The 26509-nt window shown below is 42.3% G+C and carries 18 protein-coding genes and 1 pseudogene; 7 read left to right on the forward strand and 12 right to left on the reverse strand.

Annotated features, from left to right (window positions below; translation table 11 throughout):
* Window positions 1-11: 11 nt before the first annotated feature.
* Complete coding sequence (locus NPUN_RS02835) at window positions 12-1298, reverse strand: hypothetical protein (RefSeq protein ID WP_012407345.1); 1287 nt, start codon at window positions 1296-1298, stop codon at window positions 12-14.
* A 142-nt stretch (window positions 1299-1440) separates the two neighbouring features.
* Between NPUN_RS02835 and NPUN_RS02840 the strand changes: the two genes are divergently transcribed.
* On the forward strand, window positions 1441-4008 hold the full coding sequence (locus NPUN_RS02840) for a dynamin family protein (protein ID WP_012407346.1): 2568 nt from the start codon (window positions 1441-1443) through the stop codon (window positions 4006-4008).
* A 102-nt stretch (window positions 4009-4110) separates the two neighbouring features.
* On the opposite strand, the gene NPUN_RS02845 is transcribed toward NPUN_RS02840, so the two are convergent.
* Window positions 4111-5754, reverse strand: coding sequence for a lipoxygenase family protein (locus tag NPUN_RS02845; protein WP_012407347.1), 1644 nt, complete (start codon window positions 5752-5754; stop codon window positions 4111-4113).
* A 328-nt stretch (window positions 5755-6082) separates the two neighbouring features.
* Between NPUN_RS02845 and NPUN_RS02850 the strand changes: the two genes are divergently transcribed.
* The gene (locus NPUN_RS02850) at window positions 6083-6760 is read left to right on the forward strand and encodes a hypothetical protein (protein WP_012407348.1); all 678 of its coding nucleotides are present in this window, start codon (window positions 6083-6085) and stop codon (window positions 6758-6760) included.
* A gap of 41 nt (window positions 6761-6801) precedes the next feature.
* Here the strand turns inward: NPUN_RS02850 and NPUN_RS02855 are convergent, their stop codons facing one another.
* Window positions 6802-7824, reverse strand: a complete 1023-nt coding sequence (locus tag NPUN_RS02855) for a GGDEF domain-containing protein (RefSeq protein ID WP_012407349.1) — start codon at window positions 7822-7824, stop codon at window positions 6802-6804.
* Window positions 7825-8808: 984 nt separating this feature from the next.
* On the opposite strand from NPUN_RS02855, the gene NPUN_RS41500 reads away from it, so the two are divergent.
* The gene (locus tag NPUN_RS41500) at window positions 8809-8976 is read left to right on the forward strand and encodes a hypothetical protein (protein WP_167315560.1); all 168 of its coding nucleotides are present in this window, start codon (window positions 8809-8811) and stop codon (window positions 8974-8976) included.
* 31 nt (window positions 8977-9007) lie between these two features.
* Complete coding sequence (gene alaS, locus NPUN_RS02860) at window positions 9008-11650, forward strand: alanine--tRNA ligase (RefSeq protein ID WP_012407350.1); 2643 nt, start codon at window positions 9008-9010, stop codon at window positions 11648-11650.
* 311 nt (window positions 11651-11961) lie between these two features.
* Here the strand turns inward: alaS and NPUN_RS02865 are convergent, their stop codons facing one another.
* From NPUN_RS02865 to NPUN_RS02880, 4 genes are all read right to left on the reverse strand, one after another.
* The gene (locus tag NPUN_RS02865; protein WP_012407351.1) at window positions 11962-12630 is read right to left on the reverse strand and encodes an AIM24 family protein; all 669 of its coding nucleotides are present in this window, start codon (window positions 12628-12630) and stop codon (window positions 11962-11964) included.
* Window positions 12617-12796, reverse strand: coding sequence for a hypothetical protein (locus NPUN_RS41505; RefSeq protein WP_041565153.1), 180 nt, complete (start codon window positions 12794-12796; stop codon window positions 12617-12619). The genes NPUN_RS02865 and NPUN_RS41505 overlap by 14 nt, the downstream gene beginning before the upstream one ends.
* Window positions 12797-13181: 385 nt before the next feature.
* Window positions 13182-14690 carry a sensor histidine kinase gene (locus tag NPUN_RS02875; RefSeq protein WP_012407352.1) on the reverse strand — a complete coding sequence of 503 codons (1509 nt, stop codon included), beginning with the start codon at window positions 14688-14690 and terminating at the stop codon, window positions 13182-13184.
* Window positions 14691-14890: 200 nt separating this feature from the next.
* Window positions 14891-16585, reverse strand: a complete 1695-nt coding sequence (locus NPUN_RS02880; protein WP_012407353.1) for an ATP-binding protein — start codon at window positions 16583-16585, stop codon at window positions 14891-14893.
* 266 nt (window positions 16586-16851) lie between these two features.
* On the opposite strand from NPUN_RS02880, the gene NPUN_RS02885 reads away from it, so the two are divergent.
* From NPUN_RS02885 to NPUN_RS02895, 3 genes and pseudogenes are all read left to right on the forward strand, one after another.
* Window positions 16852-17673 carry an SDR family oxidoreductase gene (locus NPUN_RS02885; protein WP_012407354.1) on the forward strand — a complete coding sequence of 274 codons (822 nt, stop codon included), beginning with the start codon at window positions 16852-16854 and terminating at the stop codon, window positions 17671-17673.
* Window positions 17674-18268: 595 nt separating this feature from the next.
* Entirely contained in the window at window positions 18269-20173 is a 1905-nt protein-coding gene (dnaK, locus tag NPUN_RS02890) for a molecular chaperone DnaK (protein ID WP_012407355.1), read from the forward strand.
* Window positions 20174-20326: 153 nt separating this feature from the next.
* A pseudogene (locus NPUN_RS02895) lies at window positions 20327-20979 on the forward strand (acetoacetate decarboxylase family protein).
* A gap of 534 nt (window positions 20980-21513) precedes the next feature.
* On the opposite strand, the gene NPUN_RS02900 reads toward NPUN_RS02895, so the two are convergent.
* The 5 genes from NPUN_RS02900 to NPUN_RS02915 all read right to left on the reverse strand — a co-directional run bounded on the left by NPUN_RS02900 (window position 21514) and on the right by NPUN_RS02915 (window position 26466).
* The gene (locus tag NPUN_RS02900; RefSeq protein WP_012407356.1) at window positions 21514-23394 is read right to left on the reverse strand and encodes an ABC transporter ATP-binding protein; all 1881 of its coding nucleotides are present in this window, start codon (window positions 23392-23394) and stop codon (window positions 21514-21516) included.
* Between the two features lie 194 nt (window positions 23395-23588).
* The gene (locus NPUN_RS02905) at window positions 23589-24596 is read right to left on the reverse strand and encodes an aldo/keto reductase (RefSeq protein ID WP_012407357.1); all 1008 of its coding nucleotides are present in this window, start codon (window positions 24594-24596) and stop codon (window positions 23589-23591) included.
* A 39-nt stretch (window positions 24597-24635) separates the two neighbouring features.
* Window positions 24636-24803 carry a hypothetical protein gene (locus tag NPUN_RS41510; protein ID WP_167315562.1) on the reverse strand — a complete coding sequence of 56 codons (168 nt, stop codon included), beginning with the start codon at window positions 24801-24803 and terminating at the stop codon, window positions 24636-24638.
* Window positions 24766-25602 carry an SDR family oxidoreductase gene (locus NPUN_RS02910; RefSeq protein ID WP_012407358.1) on the reverse strand — a complete coding sequence of 279 codons (837 nt, stop codon included), beginning with the start codon at window positions 25600-25602 and terminating at the stop codon, window positions 24766-24768. The genes NPUN_RS41510 and NPUN_RS02910 overlap by 38 nt, the downstream gene beginning before the upstream one ends.
* A gap of 72 nt (window positions 25603-25674) precedes the next feature.
* Window positions 25675-26466 carry a carboxymuconolactone decarboxylase family protein gene (locus NPUN_RS02915; protein ID WP_012407359.1) on the reverse strand — a complete coding sequence of 264 codons (792 nt, stop codon included), beginning with the start codon at window positions 26464-26466 and terminating at the stop codon, window positions 25675-25677.
* Window positions 26467-26509 lie beyond the last annotated feature (43 nt).

The following is a 26509-nucleotide window of genomic DNA, read 5'->3' on the forward strand; positions in this document are numbered from 1 at the left end:
CCCTAGGTGGTTTAGTTAGATGAAACTAACTCTGTCTCATCTTTCGATTCATCTCTGATTTTAAAGTAGTAATAAAGATTACTAACAGTTAAGTCTGATGCCTGTTGCAAATGAGATGTAACTAATGTTTTATAACCAGTAATTCCAGCTTGTTCACTAATATAAACTTCGTACTCTCGACGTAGTTCAGGATCGAATAGAAATAACAACTGGTCACGAAGTGAATAGAAATGAGATTTTTCAGCTAAACTCTCATACATTAATTGTTCTACTGGTTCTGCTAAATTGATTGTGGAATAGTGAGTATCTGTACTATTAAAATCAGCGCTACTTAAAAGTTTTAAATCTGATGAAGGAAGTGATTGCATCCAATCAACATGATTTTGCCATGAATCCAATACCGCTAAATCATGATTTTTAATGCGAATAATTTCGGGAAAGAGAAAATCAAGCTCATCATGTGATTCGCAACGATTAATCACAGTGAGAGCATCTTCACGGATTTTATCTTGGAGTAGGATGAGGCGATCGCTGACTGCTGAAACTTCACTCTGCACTTGATAAGTTGCAACAATCGCCTGTTCAATTGCCCAAGCGCATTCAAGTCTGCGTAGCTGACCAGCTGCACAGGTTTCTTCTAGTAAATGGGGATTACTGTAATCCGCTAAAGCTGCGAATAACATTCCCCTCACGCCATCAATCTCAGCATTTCTCCGGCTGAAATCTTGCAATTGCATCGCTGAACGGAAGCGGTTCATCGCCTGGATAAACACTCCATAAGCCCTCACTAAAGCTGTGCGATGCTGTTCAAATTTGATATCTTGGGCTACTTGTTCGATTATTTGTCTAATTTCTACTCCTTGGTCTTTTAAAGCTTGTTTTAAGTCAATAAAGCCGTTTTTGACTTCCAGTCTCATTTGCTCTACTTCTTTTCTTAATTTCATTGTTTGGTGTAGGTTGACTGCTGTCAACGCAACACCTGCTATTGTTCCTACACCAATTAAGGCTGTAGTTGCTTGCAGCACACCCAAGCTAGTCTGTATAGTTTGCAATCCATTCAGTACTGCTGTAAAGCCTTGCTGAGTTTGATACATCTGCGCCCCACTGATAAGTAAATTTGAAGCTGCTACCAGTGGAGATAAAGGGCTGTTGTTGACTGTAGCACCAATAGCATGGGCAATAAACTGCCCACTAACTGCATCTCTAGCCATGCTTAAAGGTACTCCATTGCTAAAGACTTGTAGATATTTACCAGTTTCAATACCAGCTTGAATTGCAGGCGCAAATTGGAACAGCATATTTTTAGGTTGCTAAAAGCTAATTCTCTTGAGCCTAACTGGTATAAAAAAGTAAAGATAACCGTATTTATTCGGTATATTAATTAATTTTGTCTAAATCTGGGCATACTAAGTCTGACAACTTATCGCCTTATATAGCTTTATGGATACTTCACTAGTTAGCTCTCAGACTGTTGAGCTATTGTCGCAGATTACCGGGCAAAAACTGACTCCAAAAAATCTCACGCCACCCGTTATTTTTCTGGCAAATTTAGTCACGGTGCTGCTGGGAGTGATATTTGTAGATGGCACAGTAGCAGAGTCAGAAAAGCAACGTTTACTAACAACCCTTTATCGATTTAGTATTCCAGAAAGTGATGTGCGTAAGTTGACACATTTGATGATTAAGGGAGTCAAAGAAAATCAAGTTTATAAGCAAGTTAATAATTTATTAGCATTGGCGGCTCCGCTTTCAGAATCAGAAAAGCTTTTGTTGATTAGCTTTGGCTATGAAATGTCAGCAGCAGATAGCGAAATTGACACCCGCGAGAAAAAATATCTGGATATAGTCGCCAAACACTTAGGCATTAAACCACAACATTTAGTAGTTTTAGAGGCTGGTTTTACTCATCAAATAAATATAGAGCCTATTGCTTTAAATGAAGTACATTTTTTACTTAATCCTGCTCAATTTCAACAACTAGATATTATATTTATTAAGGCTGCAAGTGATATGTTAGCCGCTCTACCTGCTAAATCAGAACACAAAATAACTAAACCGCACAGAAATCGATCTTACGGAGAATTGAAAAAGTTCCAAGAATATCGTAAACAAGTAGATAATTGTTGTTATCAATTATTTCAGATAATTCAAGACTGTACCAATCGTGGCTTCTTGCCTCACACTTTGATAGAGGAAGTAGAGGAAATATCTCAAAAAGTAAAATTTCAGCAATTTAGGTTAGCAGTTTTAGGCGAGTTTAGCCAAGGAAAATCAACCTTACTTAATGCCTTACTAGGTGAAGAGATTCAACCTGTGAGAGAGATTCCTTGTAGTGGTATGGTAACAGTTTTAAAATATGGAACGCAAAAGCGGGTAGTCTGTCGTTATAAAGATGGGCGTGAAGAAGAAATTCCTTTTGAGCAATATCAACTAAAGGCAACAATTTCAGAAGATGCAGCACTTGGATGTCTGAGTGATGAACTAGCACACGATGAAATTGATGAAATTGTTTTTGAGCATCCTGATTTAGAGTTATGTAGCAGTGGAGTGGAAATTATAGATTCCCCAGGATTAAACGAACACCCTGATCGCACCGCCATTACTCAAAAAGTCCTGAAGGATACGGATGCAGTGATATTCCTAACTAATGCCTCGCGTTCTCTAACTCAGCTAGAACGCGACTTACTCCAGGATGTGAGAACTCAACTAAATCATGGTAAAGAAAATGAACCTGCTAACAATCTTTTTGTAGTAGGAAATTTTATAGATTTAGTGCGTACCGAAAAGGGACGTGAGCAAGTGCAACAGAGGATCGAAAGATTTGTAAAAGGTCAAAATCCTATAGTTACAGGTGAAAACCGCGTTCATTTTATTTCTGCTCAAGCTGCGCTGGATGCAATTTTACAGGGAACTGAAGATGACTATTTGAAAGACTTCCAAAATTTTACCCGGTCTATTGAGAAGTTTTTGACGTTTGATAGTGGAATAGTAAAAATTAAGCACTCTATTAGTCAAATAAATAGAGTTGTCGAAAAAGGTTTAGATGGGCTTTATCAATCTCAAGATACTTTAGACAGAAAAATTCAAATTTCTGAAGCAGAAAAACATAAAGTTTTAGAAAAAATAGGAGAAGCCAGTGGGCGCGATGTCAGAATCCGTATATTGGCAGATCAACTTATATACCTAGTATTTGAGCAAATTGCTGAATCTTGGGATGAATGGCGTGAAGGATTAGGCGATCGCCTAGCTAACAAAAGTCAACGTTGGTATTCTGAACACAGTCCTGTTTTTAGCCAGGATAAACTCATCAGAGATTATACAAATCAATTTATTCGAGATTTGTCAACAGAAATCGATGAATGGGGAAATACGAAACTTAAAGAGGTAATTTTACAAGAAAACCTTAAGCATTTAGATATTAGTATTGCTTATGAGCTAGATGCAATTCAAGGCGAATTTAACAGCCTAGACGAGAACATACAAACCAATTTTAGCAAACAACTAAAAATTTCAATTAATGGTATAAATGATGACTTTACTGGTATGGGAGGATTTGGCGGTGGTGTTGGAATAGGTGGTGCTTTGGCAGCTGGATTAATAGTATTTACAGGACTTGGTTTTATTGCCGTAATTGTTGCAAGTGTAGCTGCTGCAATTGCGGGTTCATTTGGTTTTGGGATGCTAGATTTTGATGGAATAAAAGACCAAATAAAAGGTAAAGTTTTTGAACTAGGATTTGAAAAATTCGATGAGTCAATGGATAAAATATCCGAAAAGTTAGATGAAATTGTTGGCTCAGTCTTTGAAAACCGAGTTAAATCATCCAGTAGAGTCATTGCAGAAGCGATAGCACTTTACGAAAACCTCCTAGAACAGCAAGAAAAAGTTCACAACGAAACTCTAGAACAACGCGAGTCTGAAAAAATGTGGATTTACCAAAAGCGCCAAGAACTTGAGCAAATACACAATGAGCTAGAAGTCATTCTCAATAAATGCACTATTGTTTAACCGTTTTTTCAACTCATAGCTGCAAGCATCTTACTAAACAAAAACATCTCCAAAAGCTGTCACACTTTTTGGAGATGTCTAATCAACTGCAATGATATTCAGTTACACGCTAATACTATTAGTCACAAGCCTTGGTTTGAGATAGTTGTAATTTATTAAACGACTCTTGTTATTCAACTCAATTTCCCGCTCTGCTTCATTCAACTCCTGCTGGAATTTAGCTAAAACATCCTGAGCCTCTGGGTCTAAAAATTTATCATCGTAGTACCCTAATCTGTCATAACGGTAGGCCGACAGGATAAATAAAATCGATAATTGGTCAGCAGTTTGCTTTGACGGTGGCAGAAATGATAATAGACTTTTACGGTCAGGAATAGTGCCTTCTGATGTCATTTGTTTATAAGCAGCAAGAGGCATATTTGGCATGAAAGTCATATATTCATATTGTGAGTAGTTAACAGCAGCGTGTTGCGGCCCACAGGTGAAGATAACCGCAGTAGCAATATCAACTAATTGGTCTAATGTGTTGATGCGGTCGCTAATACCCTTGACTCGTCCGCCTGATTGGGAAACTAATTCCTGCACCCAACTTTGTAATTCCAAGTCTTCTGCTAAATCTTGGGGAGTTTTGTAGTATATCTGCAAGTATTCAGACACAAACTTTTTAATGGCATTCCACAATAATAAGCCATCGTCTCGATAGGGATAGTGAGGTAAGTTGTCTGGATCATCCATACCCCGATTTTTTAGTTCAGTAGGTAAGGAAAACTGATCTAAGCTCCATTCTGTATATGCGTTAACGACAATTTGCAATGACTCTTGCAGAGTTCCGGCTAGCAATTCGTCAACAGGCCCACCTCTACTAATTAGGCGCTTACGAGCCAAGTCATTATTAGCCAACATGAAACGGAAGTGGGGTTTTAGCAGTAAGCTAAGGGGATGGTTCTCGGCTAGTTGACGGGCTGTGACAATAGCAAAGGGTTCCATAACAAAGTGAGTTCGACACAGATGGCTACTCATTTCATGATGGTTAGCATCAGCAATTTGAACACAAAGCTTGGCATGAAACCAGGTTAAAGGGTCATCGAAAGGTGTAATTAGCTGGCTCTGTTTGCCATCTGCGGGGTTGATTTGGATAACAATCGGTACTAGTTGACCGCGATCGCTAAAACCAGAACTGCGCCAACAAAAGAAAGCTATAGGGGTTGGTAAAAACTTCTTACCTCTTTCATAACTACCTCCTTTAACAAACGCAAGCGCTCTGTAATCAGCTACATATAAATTTCCATTCGCAAGTTTTTCTACTAAGTTAATAGAGTCACCAAATTTTTCTTGCAATTCTAAAATGGTAAAGGCGAAGCCATCTGGCATCTGCTCAATTCGACGTAAAACAAAAGGATTTGCCCCACAAAGCCGTTGCTCACAAAAAGAGTCATCACTTTGGTATGTTTTGATAATATTAGGTTTAGGCAAAACTGGAAAATAGTCTTCATAGTCTTGCAATTCATCTAAAGGGTCCCATAAAGAACGGGTTTTAACGGCTAACATATTTATAGGCAGTTCTGCTGTCTCTAATGTCCGTTCAGCAATATACTTAGTTGAAAAGTTTTCTATAGAAGGTACATTTTTTAGCATTGCCATAGGTACCAAAAAGTCGTAATCAAATTCATACTCCCCTTGATTTCTCTCTAGCAATATTTGACGTTTTGTAGGGTCAGGATCATTCTGAGGGAGGTATGGTTTCATAACTTTTTGTGTCAATTTAAGGTAAGAACAATAACAGGTAATTTTACCTCTAAAATCTGGATTTTAAATTTTCACATAAAATATTTAACAGCATTTATTTTTGTCTATCTGCAAACGGCAAAATCTATAGGTTTTAAACCGCTTACTATGAATCAGGCTTACTTATTGCTGTTATGCAAAATATCCATATTTGTAAGATTTTTTCACTGATAGTCAAATTCTCATGGGGAAATTACGTCGTCAAGGGATTTGTAGAGACACTTGATACAGAAGGTGTGCGATCGCATCATAATAAAGAAATATTAAGCAGATTCTCAGAAAACTCTCAATGAGCCAGACTACCTTAAATTTAGTTGCAATATCTATCTTTCTCATGACCCTATCGGTACTGCTGGGGCCATTCTTGAATTTATCGCCAGCAGTACCAGCACTTGCAACCTTCGCTATCTTAGGCATAGCTACATTAGATAGTTTTAGCTTGCAAGGCAAGGGTGGTACTATTTTTTTAGATTGGATTGCTGGTTTTTCAAGTGAACACCGCGATCGCATCGTCCACCACGAAGCAGGACATTTTTTGGTTGCTTACCTACTAGGGATTCCCGTTACCGGCTACACACTCAGCGCTTGGGAAGCCTGGAAACAGGGGCAACCTGGGCAAGGCGGTGTCAGCTTTGATGATGGCGAATTAGCTTCTCAATTAGAAGTGGGTAAAATCAGTGCCCAAATGCTAGACCGCTACTGTACTGTTTGGATGGCGGGTATTGCTGCTGAAACCCTAGTTTTTGATAATGCTGAGGGTGGATCTGATGATAAAAGCAAACTGATTGGAGTCTTGACAGTTTTGGGCTTTTCTGAATCAGTTTATCAACAGAAACTGCGGTTTCATGCTCTCCAAGCAAAAACCCTACTACAAGAAAATTGGTCTAGTTACGAAGCTTTAGTTAATGCTATGCGACAACGTGCTTCGGTGGAAGATTGTCATGCTGAGTTAGGAGTGGGGGAGTAGAGGAGTAAGGGAAGAATTAATGACAAGTGACAAATGACAAATTATGAAGAAACAACTTTCAAATGTGAAACATGAGATAGGTAGTTTGAGTGAATAACCCGATTACGCCCAGCATTTTTAGCCTGTAAGAGACATTGATCGGCACGATTCAGCAGACTCTCTCCTTGTTCATCATCATCAGCTTGCAGACTAGCTGTGCCCAGACTAATGGTGATATTAATAGTTAGTTTATTACTGAGTGCAAATGGTTCATCGCTAACTACGCGATTAAGACGACGGGCTACTAATAGTGCTTCCTCATCGGTAGTGTTAGCCAGAAGAATCACAAATTCTTCGCCACCATAGCGGAATGCTGTGTCTTGACAGCGCAGATTGTGTCGCAAACGCTGACATAATATTTGCAAAATGCGATCGCCTACTAAATGCCCGTGAGTATCATTAACTTTCTTGAAATGATCTACATCCAGAATAATCAAACTCAGGGAAGTTTTTTGAGTTCTAGCTCTTTGAATTTGCCTGGGTAAGTCCCATTCTAAAGCACGACGATTATTTAATTCTGTCAACGAATCGGCTAAGGCGATCGCAGATAACATATCATTTGTCCGAATCAAATCTCGATATTTTTGTGCTTTTCGCAAGCCAACAGTCAATTGAGCAAGTATTAATCCATGATTGGCAGTCAACTCTGCTAAATTATGGCCTGTTTTCTCATCAATAAGATGCCAAATATAAGCATCTGCTCCTTGCTTTAGGGCCGCAGCACTCATCTCTAATTCTCTATGCCAACCCTTATTTCTATCAGTAAGCTGTTGGAAACGATCCTCGAATAAAATACAATATATCCAAGATAATTTTGTCTGCTCTTTCAACCAATTGCACAGTTCCATACTGCCATCCAAGCTAGCCTGCACAAGCATTATATCGGGGGGCGCTATTTTAATCCGCGACACTGCTTGATTCAAATTGTCTATAACTTCTACACTAAAAGCAGCCGCATAACGGATCTGATCTGGAAGTGTGGCGATAAAATTATTTTTCCCAAAGATCAGAATAGAAATATTCATTGCTTTATTATTTATCCTATTTAAATTTTAAAGAGATTAAGTTGAGTAACTTACTACTATTCTTGCCTAATACTAAATATTATCTTTTAGGCTGAGTTAGATTTCTGGTTATATACTTTTATTTACGCCGAATCTAGAATATTTTCTCAATTTTTATCTCCTTTCAAGGGTTTATATTTACTCCTAGCATTTCTGAAATATTCACTTCTGACAACTAATGTCTTCTTTACACTATGTTTTTCAAACAGTAAAAATACTGAATAATATTGAGACATATAAAAACTATTCATGTGCTTTCTTAAGTGTTTTTTAACTGACTAAATTACGAAAATCAAGAGTTTGGAATAACCTCCACATTAGATAAATGAATTTCTTTTTACAAAGAAAAATAAAGAAATTATAAAGTTTTTAATTCAACGATCAAAATCTAAATTTTAATCGTTGAATTAAAAATGTTATTTTTCATAGGGGACTTCAGCCTTTTGGTTGATAACCTAGGCTTTAATCAAGTATTAAGGTAGGAGTGGAATTGCAAAAGCAATGCAAACTACATAGACAGCAAAGCTCCCTCCTGCTATGGACAGGAGCTTTCTGGCACTAACAAACTCTATAATTACAGAGCGAATTTGTCGGGCGAAAAATCCCCAAATTAAGTGAGACGTGAAACTTGGGTTCACAATGTGTTAGCAGGATAAACAAAATATCTCTGCCTACGCACTTTATCTGTCTTTCTTGATTTAACTCACATCTTTTGTTTAATTGATTGCAACATCATAAATTTCGAAAAAAGAAGCTAAATAAAAAGTTTGATGTCAAAACCTGCCCCTAATGTGGGTAAATCAGTGAAATTCCGCTCTTAGAAAAGTAAGCAATATTTGATACTTTCAGTTTTAGTGCCATTTGCTACCCTGGTATGGGAATTTTAAACTATTTCTTAAGGATTAATCTTAAAGACTAAAATTAAGATATCTAGGACGGGCGCAGATGCAGCACATCCTGCCAGAGCCAGATAATAGTCTAAAAGCATCCTCATCACTGCGTATAGCTCACAGACTTGTACAATTTGCTGGCGGTAATATGAAACAAAATGCAAGAATATATAAAGCTATTTATGAAAATACACTTACCCAGTGCCGCTACGCCCAAGTCTAGAAGAGTCTAAAGTCTCAAGTTAAAAACACCTATGTCTTCAAATCCCCAGTACCTAAGCGGTAACGAAATTCGCAACACATTCCTCAACTTCTTTGCCCAACGGAGTCACCAAATCCTCCCAAGTGCGTCTCTCGTGCCAGAAGATCCAACCGTACTGCTGACGATCGCGGGGATGCTACCATTTAAGCCGATATTCTTGGGGCAGAGGACACCAGAATTTAAGCGGGCTACGACTTCACAAAAGTGTATCCGTACCAACGACATCGAAAATGTCGGACGCACTAAACGGCATCACACCTTTTTTGAGATGCTGGGTAATTTCAGCTTTGGTGATTATTTTAAAGAACAAGCGATCGCTTGGGGCTGGGAAATCTCCACACAAGTCTTTGGCTTTTCTCCCCAAAATCTGGTTGTCAGCGTTTTTGAAGATGATGATGAAGCCTTTGCTATCTGGCGCGATCAAATCGGTGTGCCGGTAGCCAGAATTAAACGCTTGGGCGAAGATGATAACTTTTGGGTATCTGGCCCGACTGGCCCTTGTGGCCCTTGTTCAGAAATATATTACGACTTCCACCCAGAACGCGGTGACGAAAATATCGATTTAGAAGACGATTCCCGGTTCATCGAGTTTTACAACCTCGTGTTCATGCAATATAACCGAGATGTTTTAGGCAATTTAACGCCACTGCAAAACAAGAACATCGACACGGGTATGGGTTTGGAGAGAATGGCGCAAATCCTCCAAAAAGTGCCCAATAACTACGAAACTGACCTGATTTTCCCAATTATTCAAACAGCCGCTCAAATTGCTGGTATTGACTACCATAGCAGTGATGAAAAAACCAAAGTCTCCCTAAAAGTCATTGGCGATCACGTTCGTTCTGTTGTCCACATGATCGCTGATGAAATCCGTGCTTCTAACGTGGGAAGGGGTTATGTGCTGCGGCGATTGATTCGGCGTGTGGTGCGTCATGGGCGATTAATTGGGATTTCTGGCGAATTTACTACCCAAGTTGCCGAATCTGCGATCGCTCTTTCCGAATCAGCTTACCCCAATGTGCGCCAACGGGAAGCAGCAATAAAAGCTGAGTTGCAACGAGAAGAATCCAATTTCCTCAGAACTCTCGATAGAGGCGAAAAACTCTTAGAAGAAATTATCCAAGAGGTGAAACAGCAAGGAAGCACTCAAATTAGCGGTGAAAGTGCATTTACCCTTTATGACACCTACGGATTTCCCCTCGAACTTACTCAAGAAGTTGCCGAAGAAAATAATCTCACAGTTGATGCTGAGGGATTTGAGGCACAAATGGAAATTCAAAAAGGACGTGGTAGAGATGCACATGAAACCATCGATTTAACTGTCCAAGGTTCCCTCGACAAGCTAGCAGAACACATCCAAGTCACCGAGTTTTTAGGCTACACCCAATCGGCGGCGACGGCAATAATCGAAGCGATTTTGCTAGAAGGTGTTTCTCAAGAAGAAGCAGAAGCGGGGACACAGGTACAAATAGTCCTTGATAAAACGCCATTTTATGCTGAATCTGGCGGACAAATCGGCGATCGCGGTTATATCTCTGGTGATGGTATTGTTGTTCGAGTGGAAGACGTTAAAAAAGAATCTGATTTCTTTGTTCACTTCGGACGCATCGAACGCGGTACACTGCGCGTAGGCGATCGCGTCACCGCCCAAATCGATCCGGCTTGTCGCCGTCGCGCCCAAGCTAACCATACCGCAACGCACCTGTTGCAAGCGGCGTTGAAAAAAATTGTTGATGATGGCATATCTCAAGCTGGTTCCCTAGTTTCCTTTGATAGATTGCGCTTTGACTTCAACTGTCCCCGCGCTTTGACAGCAGAAGAAGTGCAACAAGTTGAAGAACAGGTGAACAGTTGGATTGCGGAAGCCCACGCTGCAAAGGTGGAAGTCTTACCTTTAGCCGAGGCGAAAGCTAAGGGCGCTGTTGCCATGTTCGGCGAGAAATACGGCGATGAAGTTCGCGTGATTGACTTCCCTAACGTATCAATGGAACTCTGCGGTGGCACTCATGTCAGCAATACTGCCGAAATTGGCGTGTTTAAGATTATCTCGGAAGCTGGCGTGGCTTCTGGGGTGCGGCGCATTGAAGCTGTTTCGGGGCCAGCAATCCTAGATTATCTCAACCTGCGGGATAAAGTAGTTAAAGATTTGAGCGATCGCTTTAAAGTGAAACCCGAAGAATTACCAGACAGAATTACAAGTCTGCAAAGCGAACTCAGAAATAGTCAGAAGGAATTGGAAACCTTGAAGGTACAATTAGCGATCGCTAAATCTGACAGCTTGCTACAAACAGCCGAAACTGTAGGCGATCATAAAATTATCGTTGCCCAATTAGAAAATGTCGATCCAGAATCATTGAAAACCGCAGCCGAACGCCTGTTACAAAAAATCGGTAACGGTGCAGTGGTGCTAGGTTCTGTTCCCGAAGCCGATAAAGTTAGCATAGTTGCAGCTTTTAGTCCAGAAGTTAACAAAAAAGGTTTACAGGCTGGTAAATTTGTTGGTGCGATCGCTAAAATCTGCGGTGGTGGTGGTGGTGGAAGACCGAACTTAGCCCAAGCTGGCGGACGCGATGCGAGTAAATTACCAGATGCGTTGGGACAAGCAGAAAGTGATTTAAAGTCCGCATTGGCTTAACCCACATCTGACAATCCCCAGTTCGTTGCTATGCTATTAGCTTTGGAGTTATATAGCAATACTAAATCATTCGTGAAAAATTAGATCCCCGACTTTTCAAATAAGTCGGGGATCTGGACATAAATCTTTAAGCGGACATGATATAACTCAATACAGTTCAGTTAAGCATTTCTTTATTCTCTCAGTGCCCTCTGCGTCTCTGTGGTAGCCTGCGGCAAGCCGCTCCGCGTCTACGTAAAAAAAATTGACTTTGACAAAGAGTTTTAGCTTTAACTGAACCGTATTGTGATATGACTGATAATTAATGATTATTAGCTAGAAGTTTTTGGTAACGCGGCGGTAATTTGCCGGATCATCATGACTTTCCAGTAAGGTATGGGAGCCAGTAATACAGTCCCAGTTCCCTCAAAAGTATTGACGAGAAATTCCCCAGAAGTCATCGAACCCAAAAGAGATTTGGTAGCTTTTTCAACGCGATAATTTAAAGTATTTGTGCGAGCGATCGCAAAATTTCCATCGACAACTAATCGGTCATTTTGTAAATTTATTACTTCTACAGGGCCTTGTGCTGCCATTACCACTTTACCCCTACCTTTGACTTTTGTTTGAAACAAACCCTCGCCACCAATTAAGCCTGATACAAATTTGTTTCGTTCAATTCCTACTTCTATACTGCCATCGCTAGCCCAATAAGCGCCAGTATCTAAAATCCATTCACTACCGTCTAATTCTAGAATGTGATATCCCGCTAAAGACGGCTCTAAATATAATTCACCCGTACCTGTATATGTAGGACGGAAAATGTTTTCTCCCGTGGCTAATGATTTTAAAAACCCACCTGCTGAAGGGGCTTTAGATTGCATCTGAACGTTGCCACGAATATAGTACATAGCACCAGATTCAGTCCGTACTGTTTCGTTTTGCAAAGTGACCTTGACTAAACGTAAGCTTTCTTTTTCAATTATTTCAAAATGTGCCATAATTTTCCTGTTGGTTTTGCACAAATGTGTACTTAGCTGTTAGCCAGAATTTATATCCATTTTTGGCATCTATTTTTACAAATGGCAAGTCAGAGGAATTTAATTCCTGTTTAATTTCATGTAAGTTAAATGAGTGATATTGTGTCCGCAATAAATTCTCAGACAAGCCTTTTGAAGGTAACTCGTAAAATATCTGCTTTCCTCTATGCACCTTAAAAGTGATTTATCGAACCACAGAGGCAAGGCAGCGCGGTCTTCTCCCAAAGGGAGAGGCTAACGCCTTTCCTTCTCTACGAGAGGCTGCGCCAACGGAACGCTACGCGAACGCGGAGCGTCTCGTAGAGAAGGGGGTTTCCCCCATGAGCGACTGCCGCGCAGAGAACACAGAGAGAAGATGAATTATTACCCAAAGATTTTATCCGCATTGAAAGGGGTAATTAATCGAATAAAAAACTGTGCCTTAAACTGAAGTTTAAGGCAGATAGGGGTTTCTTTAAATTACGTTAATTTAGAGTGAATATTTATAATTTAAAAAAATAATTGATGAATATTCATTCCCAAGTTTTAGCTCCAGATTTATGTTTACTGCTAACTTCTAAGGGAAGGAAAATCGTCAAAACTTCCCCATAGTGTGGACGCTGACGCACAATCAATTTACCGCCGATCGCTTGAAATAAATGCTTGGTTGCAGCAATATTTAAACTAATCGTACCCGTTTCTGGTTGGAACATCAGCAATTGACCAAGGGCTTTGCGAATTGGTGGCGTTGCAGGTGTTGCGGCTTTACTGGAATCTTTGCACCCAAATTGCGGCGATAATTGTAACTTCAGTTGATCTCCAGCCGGAATAACTTGCACTTGAATATGGCTACCAGACGGTAAGCTGCGAGTGAAATTCTCTATCAAACCTGTGAGTACCTGATCGAGCATCATGGGATTACTTACCACAGTTGGTAGTTGCTGGGGTAAAACAACATTTAAAGTTAAGTTCCGGCGATGCGCTGCTTGTTCCCACCGGGGAATGCTCTGCTGCAACACTTGATCTAAAGACATCGGTGTGAGTTGAGTTTTTGCCGATTTTGTAGAGGCAGTAGTTTCTAATTCAGCTGCCTTAAACAGCAACTCCATGCGATCAATTTGCTCAGTACACTCATGATCGATAATTTTTAAGCGATTGATCACACTAGCATCTAAATCTCGCCGCTTCAGCAGCAGACGAGTCATGGTGCGAATAGTTGTTAAAGGTGTGCGGACTTCGTGAGCGAAGGCTTGGAGCAGTTCGACATCAGGATTTTGGGATTGGGGATTGGGTATCCCTTCGGCTCCGCTCAGGGCAAGTGAGGATTGGGTATGGGAGAAAACTCTTCTTCCCTGCTCCCCTGCTTCTTCCCCAGTCGCTATTGCCCACTCCCTAGTCTCTTCTGCTTCTGTTAATTCTTGAAGCAACAACTGGCTAAACTTAATCATGATGCGGCAATCTGGCGCTACCGGAGAATATTGTTGTACTAATACATCCAGGCGGGCAAAAAATTCTGGATTAGCCAGCATTACTCTCGCACCTAGCGATCGCCAAGCTTGCTCTACTACTTCCGGCTCAAAAGAAAATGAAAAGGTTTTTTTACCGTTTTTGTGGGTTGCTAAAACCAGTACTAATCTAAATTTATCTGTAAAAACTAAGCAAAACTGCTCTGTCCCCAGAGGATCGGCAGGTAATAAGGGAAGTACCGATTCATGAGGAGCAATTTCTTCATCTATGGGTGCGATGACATCTGGCATCTGAAATGGCATCAGTGCCAAGGGATTAAATGGTTTTGCTGTGAAAGTTACTGTTTGTAAGTTTTGAGTCAGTTTTGGCTGACTGAATAAGGGTGCAGGTGCAGCTAAAACTAATCCTTGGGTTGTGTCAACTGAATTAGCTGCTAAAGTATTTAATAGCAAATGTTCAGTTGCTGCAAGGCTGACACGCCACTGCCGCTCTGCTTTACCAGGTGAACATTCAGCCACACTTGATTGATTTTGGGCCAAGATTTCGCTCAGACTTGGCAATATCCATTCGTACACAGGCTTTCACCCCTTAATTCAAGAGCGACTAACAGTGTCTAAGGTAGACATTTCGCTACTACCTACGAGGTTATAACCATTTATGTACTGTTGAAAGTGGTAGAACCGAACAATTCGGGCGCAATTTCCCCTATGTAGCGATATCTACGACGGGCTATGCCTACGCAGTTATGGGCTGAAAAATACTCATACTTACCCTATTATGCGATTGATGATTGTGCTAATTTCCCTGCTCGAATCGGGATTGCAATCACAAACTCTGCACCCTGTCCCGGTGATGAAATACATTCCAAAGATCCACCATGCTTTTCAGTAATTATCTGGTAGCTGATCGATAATCCCATACCAGTCCCCTTACCAACTGCTTTCGTAGTGAAAAAAGGGTCAAATAAACGCGACTGAATTTCTTTTGGAATTCCCGATCCATTATCAGTAATCCGAATCACAGCATTTTCATTTACCTGTTCCGAAGAAATACGAATCAAGGGATTTGGACAAAGTTCTTTTTGGAAAGCCTCTTCTAAAGCATCGATTGCATTTGTCAAGAGGTTCATAAATACCTGATTCATTTGCCCCGCAAAACACTGAATTTTAGGCATTTCGCCATATTCTTTGACCACTTGAATTTGAGGGCGATTATTTTGTGCCTTCAGCCGATGTTGCAAAATTAACAGGGTACTGTCTATTCCTTCATGCAAATCAGCCGTTTTAAATTCAGCTTTATCCAAGCGAGAGAAAATTCGTAGACTGAGAACAATTTCTCGGATGCGTTTAGCCCCCATTTTCATTGAGGTTAACATCTTAGGTAAATCTTCTATTAGGTACTCAATATCGTTCAGTTGGTTAGCATTTTGAATTTCTGGCTCTGGATAGGGGTAGTGTTTTTGATAAAGCTTAATTAACAGCAACATCTGTTGAGTGTAATCATCAGTGTATTCGAGGTTGCCGTAGATAAAATTAACTGGATTGTTGATTTCATGGGCAACTCCCGCCACTAGTTGACCCAGGCTTGACATCTTTTCAGATTGAATTAATTGAATTTGGGTTTTTTGCAGTTCTTTTAAAGCTTGCTGAAGTTCCGCTTCTGCTTCTTGGCGTTCGGTAATTTCGTCTCGTAATTGTTCATTGGCGTTGACCAATTCATTTCTAGAATATTGCAGATCGTCCGCCATTTTATTGAACGAGGTGGCTAACTCGCCAATCTCATCTTGGGAGCGAATACTAACTCTAGTATCTAGTTTACCTTCAGCCAGATTTACCACAGCTAGCTGGAGTTGTTTAATCGGTTTTGAGATGCTTTTAGAGAGCAGATAACCTGCTGCTAATGCAAATACACTACATCCCAGACTGATGAACAACGTAACAATAATATTCTTTTCGGCTGTTGCTAGTGCTGCTTTGTAAAGTGGGGTATATTCCAAAATTACTGCCCCAATTGTTTCACCCTTGTTAGTTTTAAAAGCAACAGCAATCAATTGAATCCCATTTGGGTATTCAGGACTGGACTCAACATAAGTTCTTGGTATACCATCTTGAATAGTTTTACCAACTTCATTATTGCGATCGCGATCTAATCGCGTACCGATATCTTCTGTAACCACATCTGCCAGAATGATTTTATTACGGTCTACAATTTCTAGATCGCGCTGACGTTGCTTGTGTAGCGATTGAACATGCTCTTGTAACTGGGCTAGCATTTCCTTACGCGATCGCAGTTCGTGGTATTCAAGCTCATGACTTACGAAATATCCCAGTAATCCAGCAACCTCTTCAGCCTCTTGTTGAGCAAGATACTTAGCTATCTTCAATTGTTGATGGGCACTAATCGCACCAACAATTACTGAGATGGTAGCCATTCCCAGAATACCCGAAATTAATTTTTGACTAATTTTCATTCCTTGCTTGAAACCTCAAGTGCTTGCTACTGTTCTGATTCAGTTTTGGGGAATTTGCCCTGGTTTTAAAATTCCCAATTGTCAGCCTGAAAGCTACAGAATCAACAGCTATTAGCCAAATTTTTAATCTGAGTCTATTTTGGCGATACCTTCTCTGCGTTCGCGCAGCGTGTCGTAGACAGACGCTACGCGTAGCTTTCTTCCCCGCAGGGTAAGCTAACACATTTTTTGAGTAGATTAAAAAGAGACTATCTCAAAGGCAATTTATGACTTCTTTTGAAACTTCAGCTGAAGATTTGGTACTAGTTGCTGGTGCTACTGGTGGAGTAGGGCAACTAGTAGTAGGCAAACTCCTAGAAAAGGGTTTAAAAGTTCGCGTTCTGACACGCAATGCCCCAAAAGCCGAAGAAATGTTTAACCAAAGAGTGGAAATTGCCGTTGGTGACATCCGCCAGCCAGCTACACTCCCAGCTGCAACACAAGATGTCACCCACATCATCAGTTGTACTGGAACCACTGCCTTTCCTTCTGCGCGATGGGAGTTTGACCAACCCCAGAACTTGCTTGAATGGGGAATAACTTTCCTTAACCCCAAATCTAGCGAAGCAAAAGCAAAGAATAGTCCAGCCAAGGTTGATGCCCAAGGTGTCAGCAACCTAGTTACAGCAGCACCCCAGAATTTGAAGCGATTCGTTTTCGTCTCTTCTTGTGGAATTCTCCGTAAAGATCAGTTTCCTTTTAGTATTCTTAATGCTTTTGGCGTGTTGGATGCCAAACAAAAAGGTGAGGAGTCCATTATTAATTCAGGATTGCCCTACACCATCATCCGCCCAGGACGCTTGATTGACGGTCCTTATACCTCATACGACCTCAACACACTGCTAAAGGCCAAAACAGATGGTAAATACGGTGTGGTTATAGGTACTGGGGATACACTTTCGGGTGATACCAGTCGGATTGATGTAGCAAACGCTTGCGTGGAATGCCTTTTTCAGCCAAGTAGTTCCAAGAAAATTTTTGAAATAGTCAACCAGGGACAAAGACCACCTGTAATTGATTGGGAAGCTCTTTTCTCTAGACTTGAGTAAGTGCTGACTGCTGTACATAGATAGCGAAGCGTTTAGCCTGTGCTGAGTAATATTCTATTTCCCATTCCCTATTCCCCATTCCCCATACTTCGGCTTCTCCTAACGGAGACGCTGCGCGTTAAGCGAAGCTATGCCGTAGGCTTTACGCTCAGTACAAGTTCCCAATTCCCAATGACTTTATACGTAATTACGGAAGCATTCACGCCAATTAATCTTGTTCTATCCTCAGTGCTTCTGTAGTTTATTACCTCTAAAGACGGCAAACACCACTCGGACGTTACGGTTCACCCTAATTACTGAAAGTATTAATTCTCATACATTAGACAGAGTGAAGGCAAATCAATCCATGAACCAACTAAAAAAACTATTTAGTTAGTTTAACCGTCCTAAGCAAGGTTCGGGAAACCACCCTTCATGGACTGGCTACCACTAAGCTTCAGTATATATATCAGCATAGTCTGGAGTTTTAACCCCAGCAAAGCCAAATCAAAGGTATTCATGCTGAATTGGCTGATTTATTGACCCTGTTGGTTCAAAATTTAGTCCTTTATATTCTCATTCATTCATTTGTAGTTATACGGAGCCAGCACCTAAAATGGCAAAAGTAGTTGGAATTGACTTAGGAACAACGAACTCCTGCGTGGCAGTGATGGAAGGTGGTAAACCTACTGTAATTGCTAATGCTGAAGGTTTTCGGACAACGCCATCAGTAGTGGCATTTGCGAAAAATGGCGACAACTTGGTTGGCCAAATCGCCAAACGCCAAGCGGTGATGAACCCCGAAAATACGTTTTACTCAGTCAAACGCTTTATCGGTCGCCGCTACGATGAAGTGAGTAACGAAGCAACTGAAGTTTCTTACAAAGTTCTCAGCAGCAACGGCAATGTCAAATTAGATTGTCCGATAGCTGGTAAACCGTTTGCTCCTGAAGAAATTTCTGCAAAAGTTCTTCGCAAACTAGTTGAAGATGCCAGCAAATATCTTGGTGAAACTGTTAGCCAAGCTGTAATCACCGTTCCCGCATACTTTAACGACTCCCAACGGCAAGCGACAAAGGACGCTGGTAAAATTGCAGGTATTGAAGTTCTGCGAATTATCAACGAGCCGACTGCTGCTTCTCTAGCTTATGGGTTTGACAAGAAGAGTAACGAAACCATTCTTGTATTTGACCTTGGTGGTGGTACCTTCGACGTATCCGTGCTGGAAGTAGGAGATGGAGTTTTTGAAGTACTAGCCACATCTGGAGATACACACCTTGGTGGTGATGACTTCGATAAAAAAATAGTTGACTTCTTAGCTGAAAAGTTCAAGAAAGCCGAAGGCATTGAACTACGCAAAGACAAACAAGCTTTACAACGTCTGACAGAAGCCGCAGAAAAAGCCAAAATTGAGCTTTCTAGCGTTACCCAAGCAGAAATTAACCTACCATTTATCACCGCTACCCAGGATGGGCCTAAGCACCTGGATACAACCCTGACTCGTGCCACCTTTGAAGAACTTTGTTCTGACTTAATCGACCGTTGCCGTGTTCCTGTGGAAAACGCTCTCCGCGATGCCAAGTTAAGCAAAGGCGATATTGATGAAGTGGTGTTGGTTGGTGGTTCTACCCGTATTCCCGCAGTTCAACAGATTGTGAAGCAGGTATTGGGTAAAGACCCCAACCAAAGCGTTAACCCTGATGAAGTCGTAGCAATTGGTGCAGCAATTCAAGCAGGTGTACTGAATAATGAAGTCACTGGCATCTTATTGTTAGATGTATCACCACTTTCTTTGGGTGTTGAAACATTGGGTGGCGTGATGACCAAAATTATCCCCCGCAACACCACAATCCCCACCAAGAAATCGGAAGTCTTCTCCACCGCAGTGGATGGACAAACCAACGTAGAAATTCACGTCCTTCAAGGTGAACGCGAATTTTCTAACGATAACAAGAGTTTGGGAACCTTCCGCCTTGATGGTATTCCTCCTGCACCACGTGGCGTTCCTCAAATTGAAGTGGTGTTCGATATTGACGCTAACGGTATCCTTAACGTCACCGCTAAGGACAAAGGTACTGGCAAAGAACAGTCCATCAGCATAACTGGTGCTTCCACCCTGGATAAAACTGACGTTGACCGGATGGTAAGAGAAGCTGAACAAAACGCTTCATCTGACAAAGACCGACGTGAGAAGATTGAACGCAAGAACCAAGCCGACTCCTTGGCATACCAAGCTGAAAAGCAGTTACAAGAATTGGGCGATAAAGTTCCCGATGCTGACAAGACTAAAGTTGAAGGTTTGGTGAAAGAACTGCGGGAAGCAGTTGCGAAAGAAGACGATGAGCAAATCAAGAAGCTCACCCCAGAATTGCAACAAGCTCTATTCGCTGTTGGTAGTAACATCTATCAACAAGCTGGTGCGGGTGCTGCACCAGGTGCTGAACCTCAAGATGGTGGTTCTACCTCTAGCTCTGGTAGCGGCGATGATGTGATTGACGCTGATTTTACAGAGAGTAAATAATTCCTCTACTTCTTTCGGGATAATTATTTTGTCCCGCCTCATATTACCCACCAAGGTATTAACCTGGGTGGGAATTTTTTTTAGAAGTTATGAGTAAAAATAAATAATATTGCTATTTTAATTTATTTGTAACTCCTCACTATTAACTCCCTTATGCCATATCCACAAGCACCTTGGACACTTCAAGGCTACGCTATCCAAACTCTGCATTTAGTAAATATTGACCTGGTACGCCCTTTGATTCCTTTAGATTTAAAAATTATTTCTGTATGGCCTGGTAAAACCATCACTAGTGTGTACTTATCTAAGTACGGGTCAGGCTCGGTACTAGAGTACAGTGAGTTAATTATTGCCCCAGCTTTGGTTAATTACCAGAAAAAATCGGCGGTTGGATTTCTCACATTTATGTAGATAATGCTGATTCGGTTGCTGGTGGTCGAGAAATTTGGGGACTACCAAAGGAACTAGCTGAGTTTACCTGGAAAGAAGGAGAGCATATCACTGTGCATCAGGGAAACCGGAAGTTGTGCAGTCTTAAATATAATCGGCAAACCTTGGCATGGAGACAGGGGTTAAGCGCCTCTAGTTTCAGCGCCAAGGGTGCTGATTTGCTAATATTCCCTGCTGAATTTCAGTCCGTATTGGGTTTGATTGGTTCTCAGTTAGAAATCCCCGCCGAAAGCCCTTTTTCTGGAATAGGTTTAGGTCAGCCTTGGTTAACTGTGCGTTGTGAACAGATGAGTTTGTGGGTTGATGCCCCGAAAGTTGTAGGTCAATCGATTGGAGATTTTAGATTTACCCCATAAGTTTCTCAAGGAAAGGAATTACGGTTCAAAGCGCTACTTGTACAAAATCGTGGGTTTTGAGACGCGATAAATCGCCGTCTCTACAAGTGTTTTGTGTATTGAATTATATTGGGGCATAATTCGGAATGCTGCACTTTGATCTTGTAGTTCTAGGTATACCTAAAAAAGTAAACATCAAATGGTCGCTTGAAAGTATATGAGATAGATTGGATGGTCTATCTCGCTATACATTCTATGTAATATCTAGCAAGTTTTTAAATTGAAATTGTTTACTTAATTAGCAAGCTTGAGAAAACGACACCCTTATTACCCTACTAATAATCAACAGTAGGGTTTTTTGTTGAGAATAACTAAATTACCAACTTTTAATACAATTTTATTTATTATTAAATTCCATAGAAGGAGCAACACAGCTAGTCTTTTAAAGGTGTTTTCTACTCTAAATAAGACAAATTGATATTTGATTTGCTGGTATAGATGTAGTTACAAAGATAGCGATCGCTATATCCCCCTTCAGATTATTCTGAAAATATCCTAACTTCCCAACATCTGCAAGTTATGCAAAGTTGCATAAAGCCCTCCCTGTTCCAGTAGTTGGTCGTGACTTCCCTGTTCGATTAATTCGCCACGCTTGAGAACAAAAATCCGGTCTACATTGCGAATCGTAGACAGGCGGTGAGCAATAATAATAGCGGTACGTCTGAGCATTAGCTGGTTTAATGCCTCTTGCACTAAAGCTTCTGTGCCAACATCTAAACTAGCAGTAGCTTCATCTAACACCAAAATTTGAGGATCGCGAATAGCAGCCCGTGCAAAGGCTAAAAGTTGCTTTTGACCACTAGAAATATTTGTGCCCCGTTCTCGAAGTTGAGTATCATAACCCTGGGGTAGTTCTTCTATAAATTGGGCAATGTTGGTTTGCTCTGCTGCTTGTTGAATCTGTTCAATGGTATAACCATCTCCTAAAGAAATGTTGCTTTTAACATCGCCAGCAAATAAAAAACCTTCTTGTAAAATTACTGCCATGTAGCGCCGCAGTTCTGCCTGTGGGACTTCTCGAATATCTACGCCATCGATGAGAATGCGTCCTTTGGTGGGTTCATAGAGGCGGCATAAAAGCCGGATGATCGAAGTTTTGCCGGCACCTGTGGGACCGACTAATGCCACTTTTTCACCAGGACGAATGGTGAAATCTAAGTCTTTAATTACGTAATCATCATTTTTATAAGCAAACCAGACACGATCAAAGCAAATCTCTCCCAGTTCAGGCGGGGAAGTAGTATCTGGGGATTCTAGATTTGCAACGATTTCGTCTATGTAGCCGAATTTAGCATCAAATATTGAGAAGCGCACATTGGCGCGATCGCGGATTTCTATCGGTTCATCTAATATATCGCCTACGCGTTCAATGGCAGTAAAACCAGCTTGAATTACTGTAAATTTTTCGGCAAAATCCCTTAAAGGGTCAAATAATCGCTGGGCATACAAGACAAATGCCGATAAAGTCCCAAAAGCTATACTTTTTCCTAACAGTAACCAACCACCCATACACAAAACAGCTGCGATCGCAATCAGCCCAATCCATTCTAAGGTTGCTGAAATAAATGAATCATAAAAAATGGTTTGATCCATTTGCTGTGTGTAGCGGCTGTTGGTGGCACGAAACAGTTCGGCATTAAATTTTTCCCTACGGAATAACTGCACTACGTTAATCCCAAGGACATTTTCTTGTAGCTGTGAGTTCAATATAGAAAGTTCTTCCCGCCCTTTGTAATTGGCTTTGCGGTACTGTTGCTGAATGTAAACAATTAACCAGGTAACTGGTAATAGCATCAATAGCAGCAAACAAGTCAGTTGCCATTCAATGGAAAACATTAAACCTAAAATCACCAGCATGGAAAACAAATTGGACACGATGCCAATTGCCCCAGTAGAAAAGACATCGCCTAAGACTTCCACATCGCTGGTGATTCTGGTGATTAATTTACCTACGGGTGTGCGGTCAAAAAAGCGTACTGCTAGGGATGTTACGTGCTGAAATAAATCTTGGCGAATTGCGGCGGTGATTTGTTGCCCTAGCTTCTGTACTAAATAACCCTGGTAGCCTGTAAAAATCAATCGGATTGCGATCGCCACAAACAACAATCCCTCCAGGATATTTAATCCTTCGGACAAGGGGCGATTCCTGAGAAATTCGTAAGCGCTTGGTTCATTGCGAATTAGGGAGATAACTTGGCCAATCAACAGAGGTTGGACGGCATTAGCTAGGGCGATGGGTATGAGTAGGCACATCGACAGCGCCAATAGTTGTCCGTTACGACGGGCGTAAGGCACTAGACGCAAAAACAACCGCCAGTCATTTTCACGCCGACGAGGTTGCGTATAAGATTTTTTGAGAGATTGATAGATGCTCATAGTAAGAGCATTATATTAATGTTTCTAAAAAAATACGCATATTTAAAGTAGCCTTTGTCCTGCGACTCTGATACCATGCCTGAGATAGAAACCGCAAGATTCCTACTCAGACATAGATGTAGCGTATTATGCTCTCGCTTGTTCACAACGGCAGCTAGATGATTCTCTTGACCATTTGTATTATTTTTTGCTGCTCAACGACCGGTCATTTGCTCCAACTTTTCAGGGTACCGAGCGCCTTGCACCGCGATCTTGGAGGCAGCGTCATCGATGTTACGCAGATCGTCGGGCGTGAGTTCCACTGAGACTGCCCCGATGTTTTCGTCCAAGCGATGCAGCTTCGTGGTGCCTGGGATTGGAACAATCCACGACTTTTGAGCCAGTAGCCAAGCGATCGCGATTTGAGCAGGTGTCGCCTGCTTCTGTTCTGCGATGCTGCCGAGCAGATCGATCAGGGCCTGATTCGCCTTGAGAGCCTCCTTAGTGAAGCGAGGCAGAGTGCTGCGGAAATCGGAACTGTCGAAGGTCGTGCTTTCGTCCATCTTGCCCGTGAGAAAGCCCTTGCCCAATGGACTGTAGGGGACAAAACCGATTCCGAGTTCCTCTAGGGTCGGTATCACTTCCGCTTCAGGCTTTCTCCACCACAGTGAGTACTCGCTCTGGAGAGCAGCGATCGGCTGAACGGCGTGGGCGCGACGAATCGTTTGCACTCCTGCTTCCGAGAGTCCAAAGTGCTTAACCTTACCTGACTGAATCAGTTCCTTCACCGCTCCTGCCACGTCTTCGATCGGCACGTTCGGGTCAACCCGGTGCTGATAGAGGAGGTCGATCGCCTCTACCTTGAGTCGCTTGAGCGAACCCTCCACGGCTTCCTTAATATGCTCCGGTCGGCTATTCAGTCCGGGCGAACCCTTCATGCCACGGGGATCGGAATTTGGACTGATGTCGAATCCGAATTTGGTGGCGATGACCACTTGGTCGCGGAAGGGAGCGAGGGCTTCACCCACCAGTTCTTCGTTTAGGAACGGGCCGTAGACCTCGGCGGTGTCAAAGAATGTAATGCCGCGATCGATAGCGGCCCGAAGAAGAGCGGTCATTTCCTCCGTATCTTTGGGCGGGCCATAGGAAAAGCTCATTCCCATACAGCCCAGCCCGATCGCCGAGACTTCCAGATTACTGTTTCCAAGTGTGCGTTTCTGCATTTTTTGAACTCCTGTCTTTGATTTAAAGGTCGAACTGTCTTAATCTACGATCGAGTCTGCTATTGTTCGTCGCTGACCTGTTTCATTTAGTCCACGGGCTTGTCTTGAGTTCTGAATAGCGATATGCATCATGTCCGTGGATTTGACGATCGTGCTTCTTGCGCGATCGCTAGAACGAACCGTCCGTTGATTTCGATAGCTCTTCATGGGCGTGCGTCGCCTGCAACCGTTCCTCGACAGCCGGCGCGATCGTCGCAAGGGCATCACTTCCGGCAACGAACAGCTTCGGCGGATTCTCCATCCCGGCGATTTTGACCAGAGCATCGCCCAACTTTGCCGGGTCACCCTGCTGCGTGCCGTTGTAGACCGACCAAGTGTCCTGGACGTTGCCCTCGGCGGCATAGTCTTCGATGGCGTTGCTGGGCCATCTGACATTCTGGTCGTCCAGAAGGTCCGTGCGAAAGAAGCCAGGTTCGACGAGCGTCATCTTGATGCCGAACCCCTCGACCTCGACCGCGACCGACAGTGAGATGCCTTCGACCGCGAACTTCGATGCAGCGTAGGCAGCACAGTGCTTAAACCCGACAACGCCAGCAACGGAGCTAATGTTGATGATGTGGCCCGATCGCTGCTGACGCATAATCGGCAGCACGGCACGCATGACGTACACCACACCATAGAAGTTTGTCGCGAACTGGCGTTCGATGTCGGTCGTGGTCATCTCTTCAAAATTACCAAGCAGGCTGTAGCCCGCATTGTTAACTAAAACGTCGATGCGACCGAACCGATTCACCGCCTCCTCGATGGCTGTTTTCGCCTGTACCTCGTCGGAAACGTCCAACTGGACAAATGCAAGATTCTCGCTTGCAACATCGCGCAAGGCATTACGCACTTTATCGAGGTTTCGGCCAGTCGCGACTACACGGTCACCGGACTGCAATGCTGCCTTGGCGGTTCCGGTTCCGATCCCACTGCCAGCGCCTGTGATAAACCAGACTTTGCTCATAATTATTTTCCTTTTACTCGAACTTAATCAAGCCCTGTATTGTTCATTGTTCATTGCTCGTTATCATCGCCATTACTCCGTCGCCACTTCATTCAGGCATTTCAATACATTCAGGGTTCGGGGATATCCCACCCAGGGCAACAATTGTGTAATCAGATCCAGCAGTATGTCTTTGCCGTTTCCGACATTCAGGTTGCCTTGAATGTGCCACTTTATCTGTGATTCAACCCCGCCCAGAGCAATGAGGATGGACAGTGTGATGAGTTCCCTGACACTTATGTCTACGCCATTGCGGGTATAATAATCGCCAAAGCAATTGGCAGACAGAAACCTTTGAATGTGTAGCTGGTCTTTGGGCGATCGCTCATACATTTGATCGATCGTCTCGCCGAACACAGCTTTCTGTATTGCCAGCCCTTTGTCGTAGCGTGTTTCCGGGCTGGTGGTCGATTGCCCTTCCAACGGTAATTGAATGCCCCTGCTGGACATTACTTCATTAGTGGCATGAACGAAGTCAAATGCTTTCGCCATACCTACGTAAGGTACCGACTGATACAGGATCTCCTTGATTTCAACCGGCGTTACTCCGACATTGAGCGCAGCGCCCACCATAACTCTGTATTCGCTTACTGCCTGGTTGCCGATGATAGACGCTAGAATCAGCATGATCCTTGTCTTTGTATCCAGCTTGCTCTCAGCAATTACTTCGTCGAAGGCGAAGTTGTCAAAGACTTCGATCAGTTCAGGATCGGTTACTTTCAGGGTCGATTTGTGGTTTGGAAAGAGTTCCTCATGGTTTTTATGTGCCGCTTCACTTATCCTCACAGAGGATTGAGTTTTGTCCTTCTGCGGTGTATTTGTCATCCACATCTCCTTTTTTGAGTCACAGTTCTATGGTTGGCAATTC

It is taken from the genome of Nostoc punctiforme PCC 73102 (assembly GCF_000020025.1).
Lineage (GTDB): Bacteria > Cyanobacteriota > Cyanobacteriia > Cyanobacteriales > Nostocaceae > Nostoc > Nostoc punctiforme.

Coding starts and splice junctions, on each gene's coding strand:
- NPUN_RS02835 (WP_012407345.1), bottom strand. CDS start 1,298: ATGCTGTTCCAATTTGCGCCTGCAATTCAAGCTGGTATTGAAACTGGT.
- NPUN_RS02840 (WP_012407346.1), top strand. CDS start 1,441: ATGGATACTTCACTAGTTAGCTCTCAGACTGTTGAGCTATTGTCGCAG.
- NPUN_RS02845 (WP_012407347.1), bottom strand. CDS start 5,754: ATGAAACCATACCTCCCTCAGAATGATCCTGACCCTACAAAACGTCAA.
- NPUN_RS02850 (WP_012407348.1), top strand. CDS start 6,083: ATGAGCCAGACTACCTTAAATTTAGTTGCAATATCTATCTTTCTCATG.
- NPUN_RS02855 (WP_012407349.1), bottom strand. CDS start 7,824: ATGAATATTTCTATTCTGATCTTTGGGAAAAATAATTTTATCGCCACA.
- NPUN_RS41500 (WP_167315560.1), top strand. CDS start 8,809: ATGCAGCACATCCTGCCAGAGCCAGATAATAGTCTAAAAGCATCCTCA.
- alaS (WP_012407350.1), top strand. CDS start 9,008: ATGTCTTCAAATCCCCAGTACCTAAGCGGTAACGAAATTCGCAACACA.
- NPUN_RS02865 (WP_012407351.1), bottom strand. CDS start 12,630: ATGGCACATTTTGAAATAATTGAAAAAGAAAGCTTACGTTTAGTCAAG.
- NPUN_RS02880 (WP_012407353.1), bottom strand. CDS start 16,585: ATGAAAATTAGTCAAAAATTAATTTCGGGTATTCTGGGAATGGCTACC.
- NPUN_RS02885 (WP_012407354.1), top strand. CDS start 16,852: ATGACTTCTTTTGAAACTTCAGCTGAAGATTTGGTACTAGTTGCTGGT.
- dnaK (WP_012407355.1), top strand. CDS start 18,269: ATGGCAAAAGTAGTTGGAATTGACTTAGGAACAACGAACTCCTGCGTG.
- NPUN_RS02900 (WP_012407356.1), bottom strand. CDS start 23,394: ATGAGCATCTATCAATCTCTCAAAAAATCTTATACGCAACCTCGTCGG.
- NPUN_RS02905 (WP_012407357.1), bottom strand. CDS start 24,596: ATGCAGAAACGCACACTTGGAAACAGTAATCTGGAAGTCTCGGCGATC.
- NPUN_RS41510 (WP_167315562.1), bottom strand. CDS start 24,803: ATGAAGAGCTATCGAAATCAACGGACGGTTCGTTCTAGCGATCGCGCA.
- NPUN_RS02910 (WP_012407358.1), bottom strand. CDS start 25,602: ATGAGCAAAGTCTGGTTTATCACAGGCGCTGGCAGTGGGATCGGAACC.
- NPUN_RS02915 (WP_012407359.1), bottom strand. CDS start 26,466: ATGACAAATACACCGCAGAAGGACAAAACTCAATCCTCTGTGAGGATA.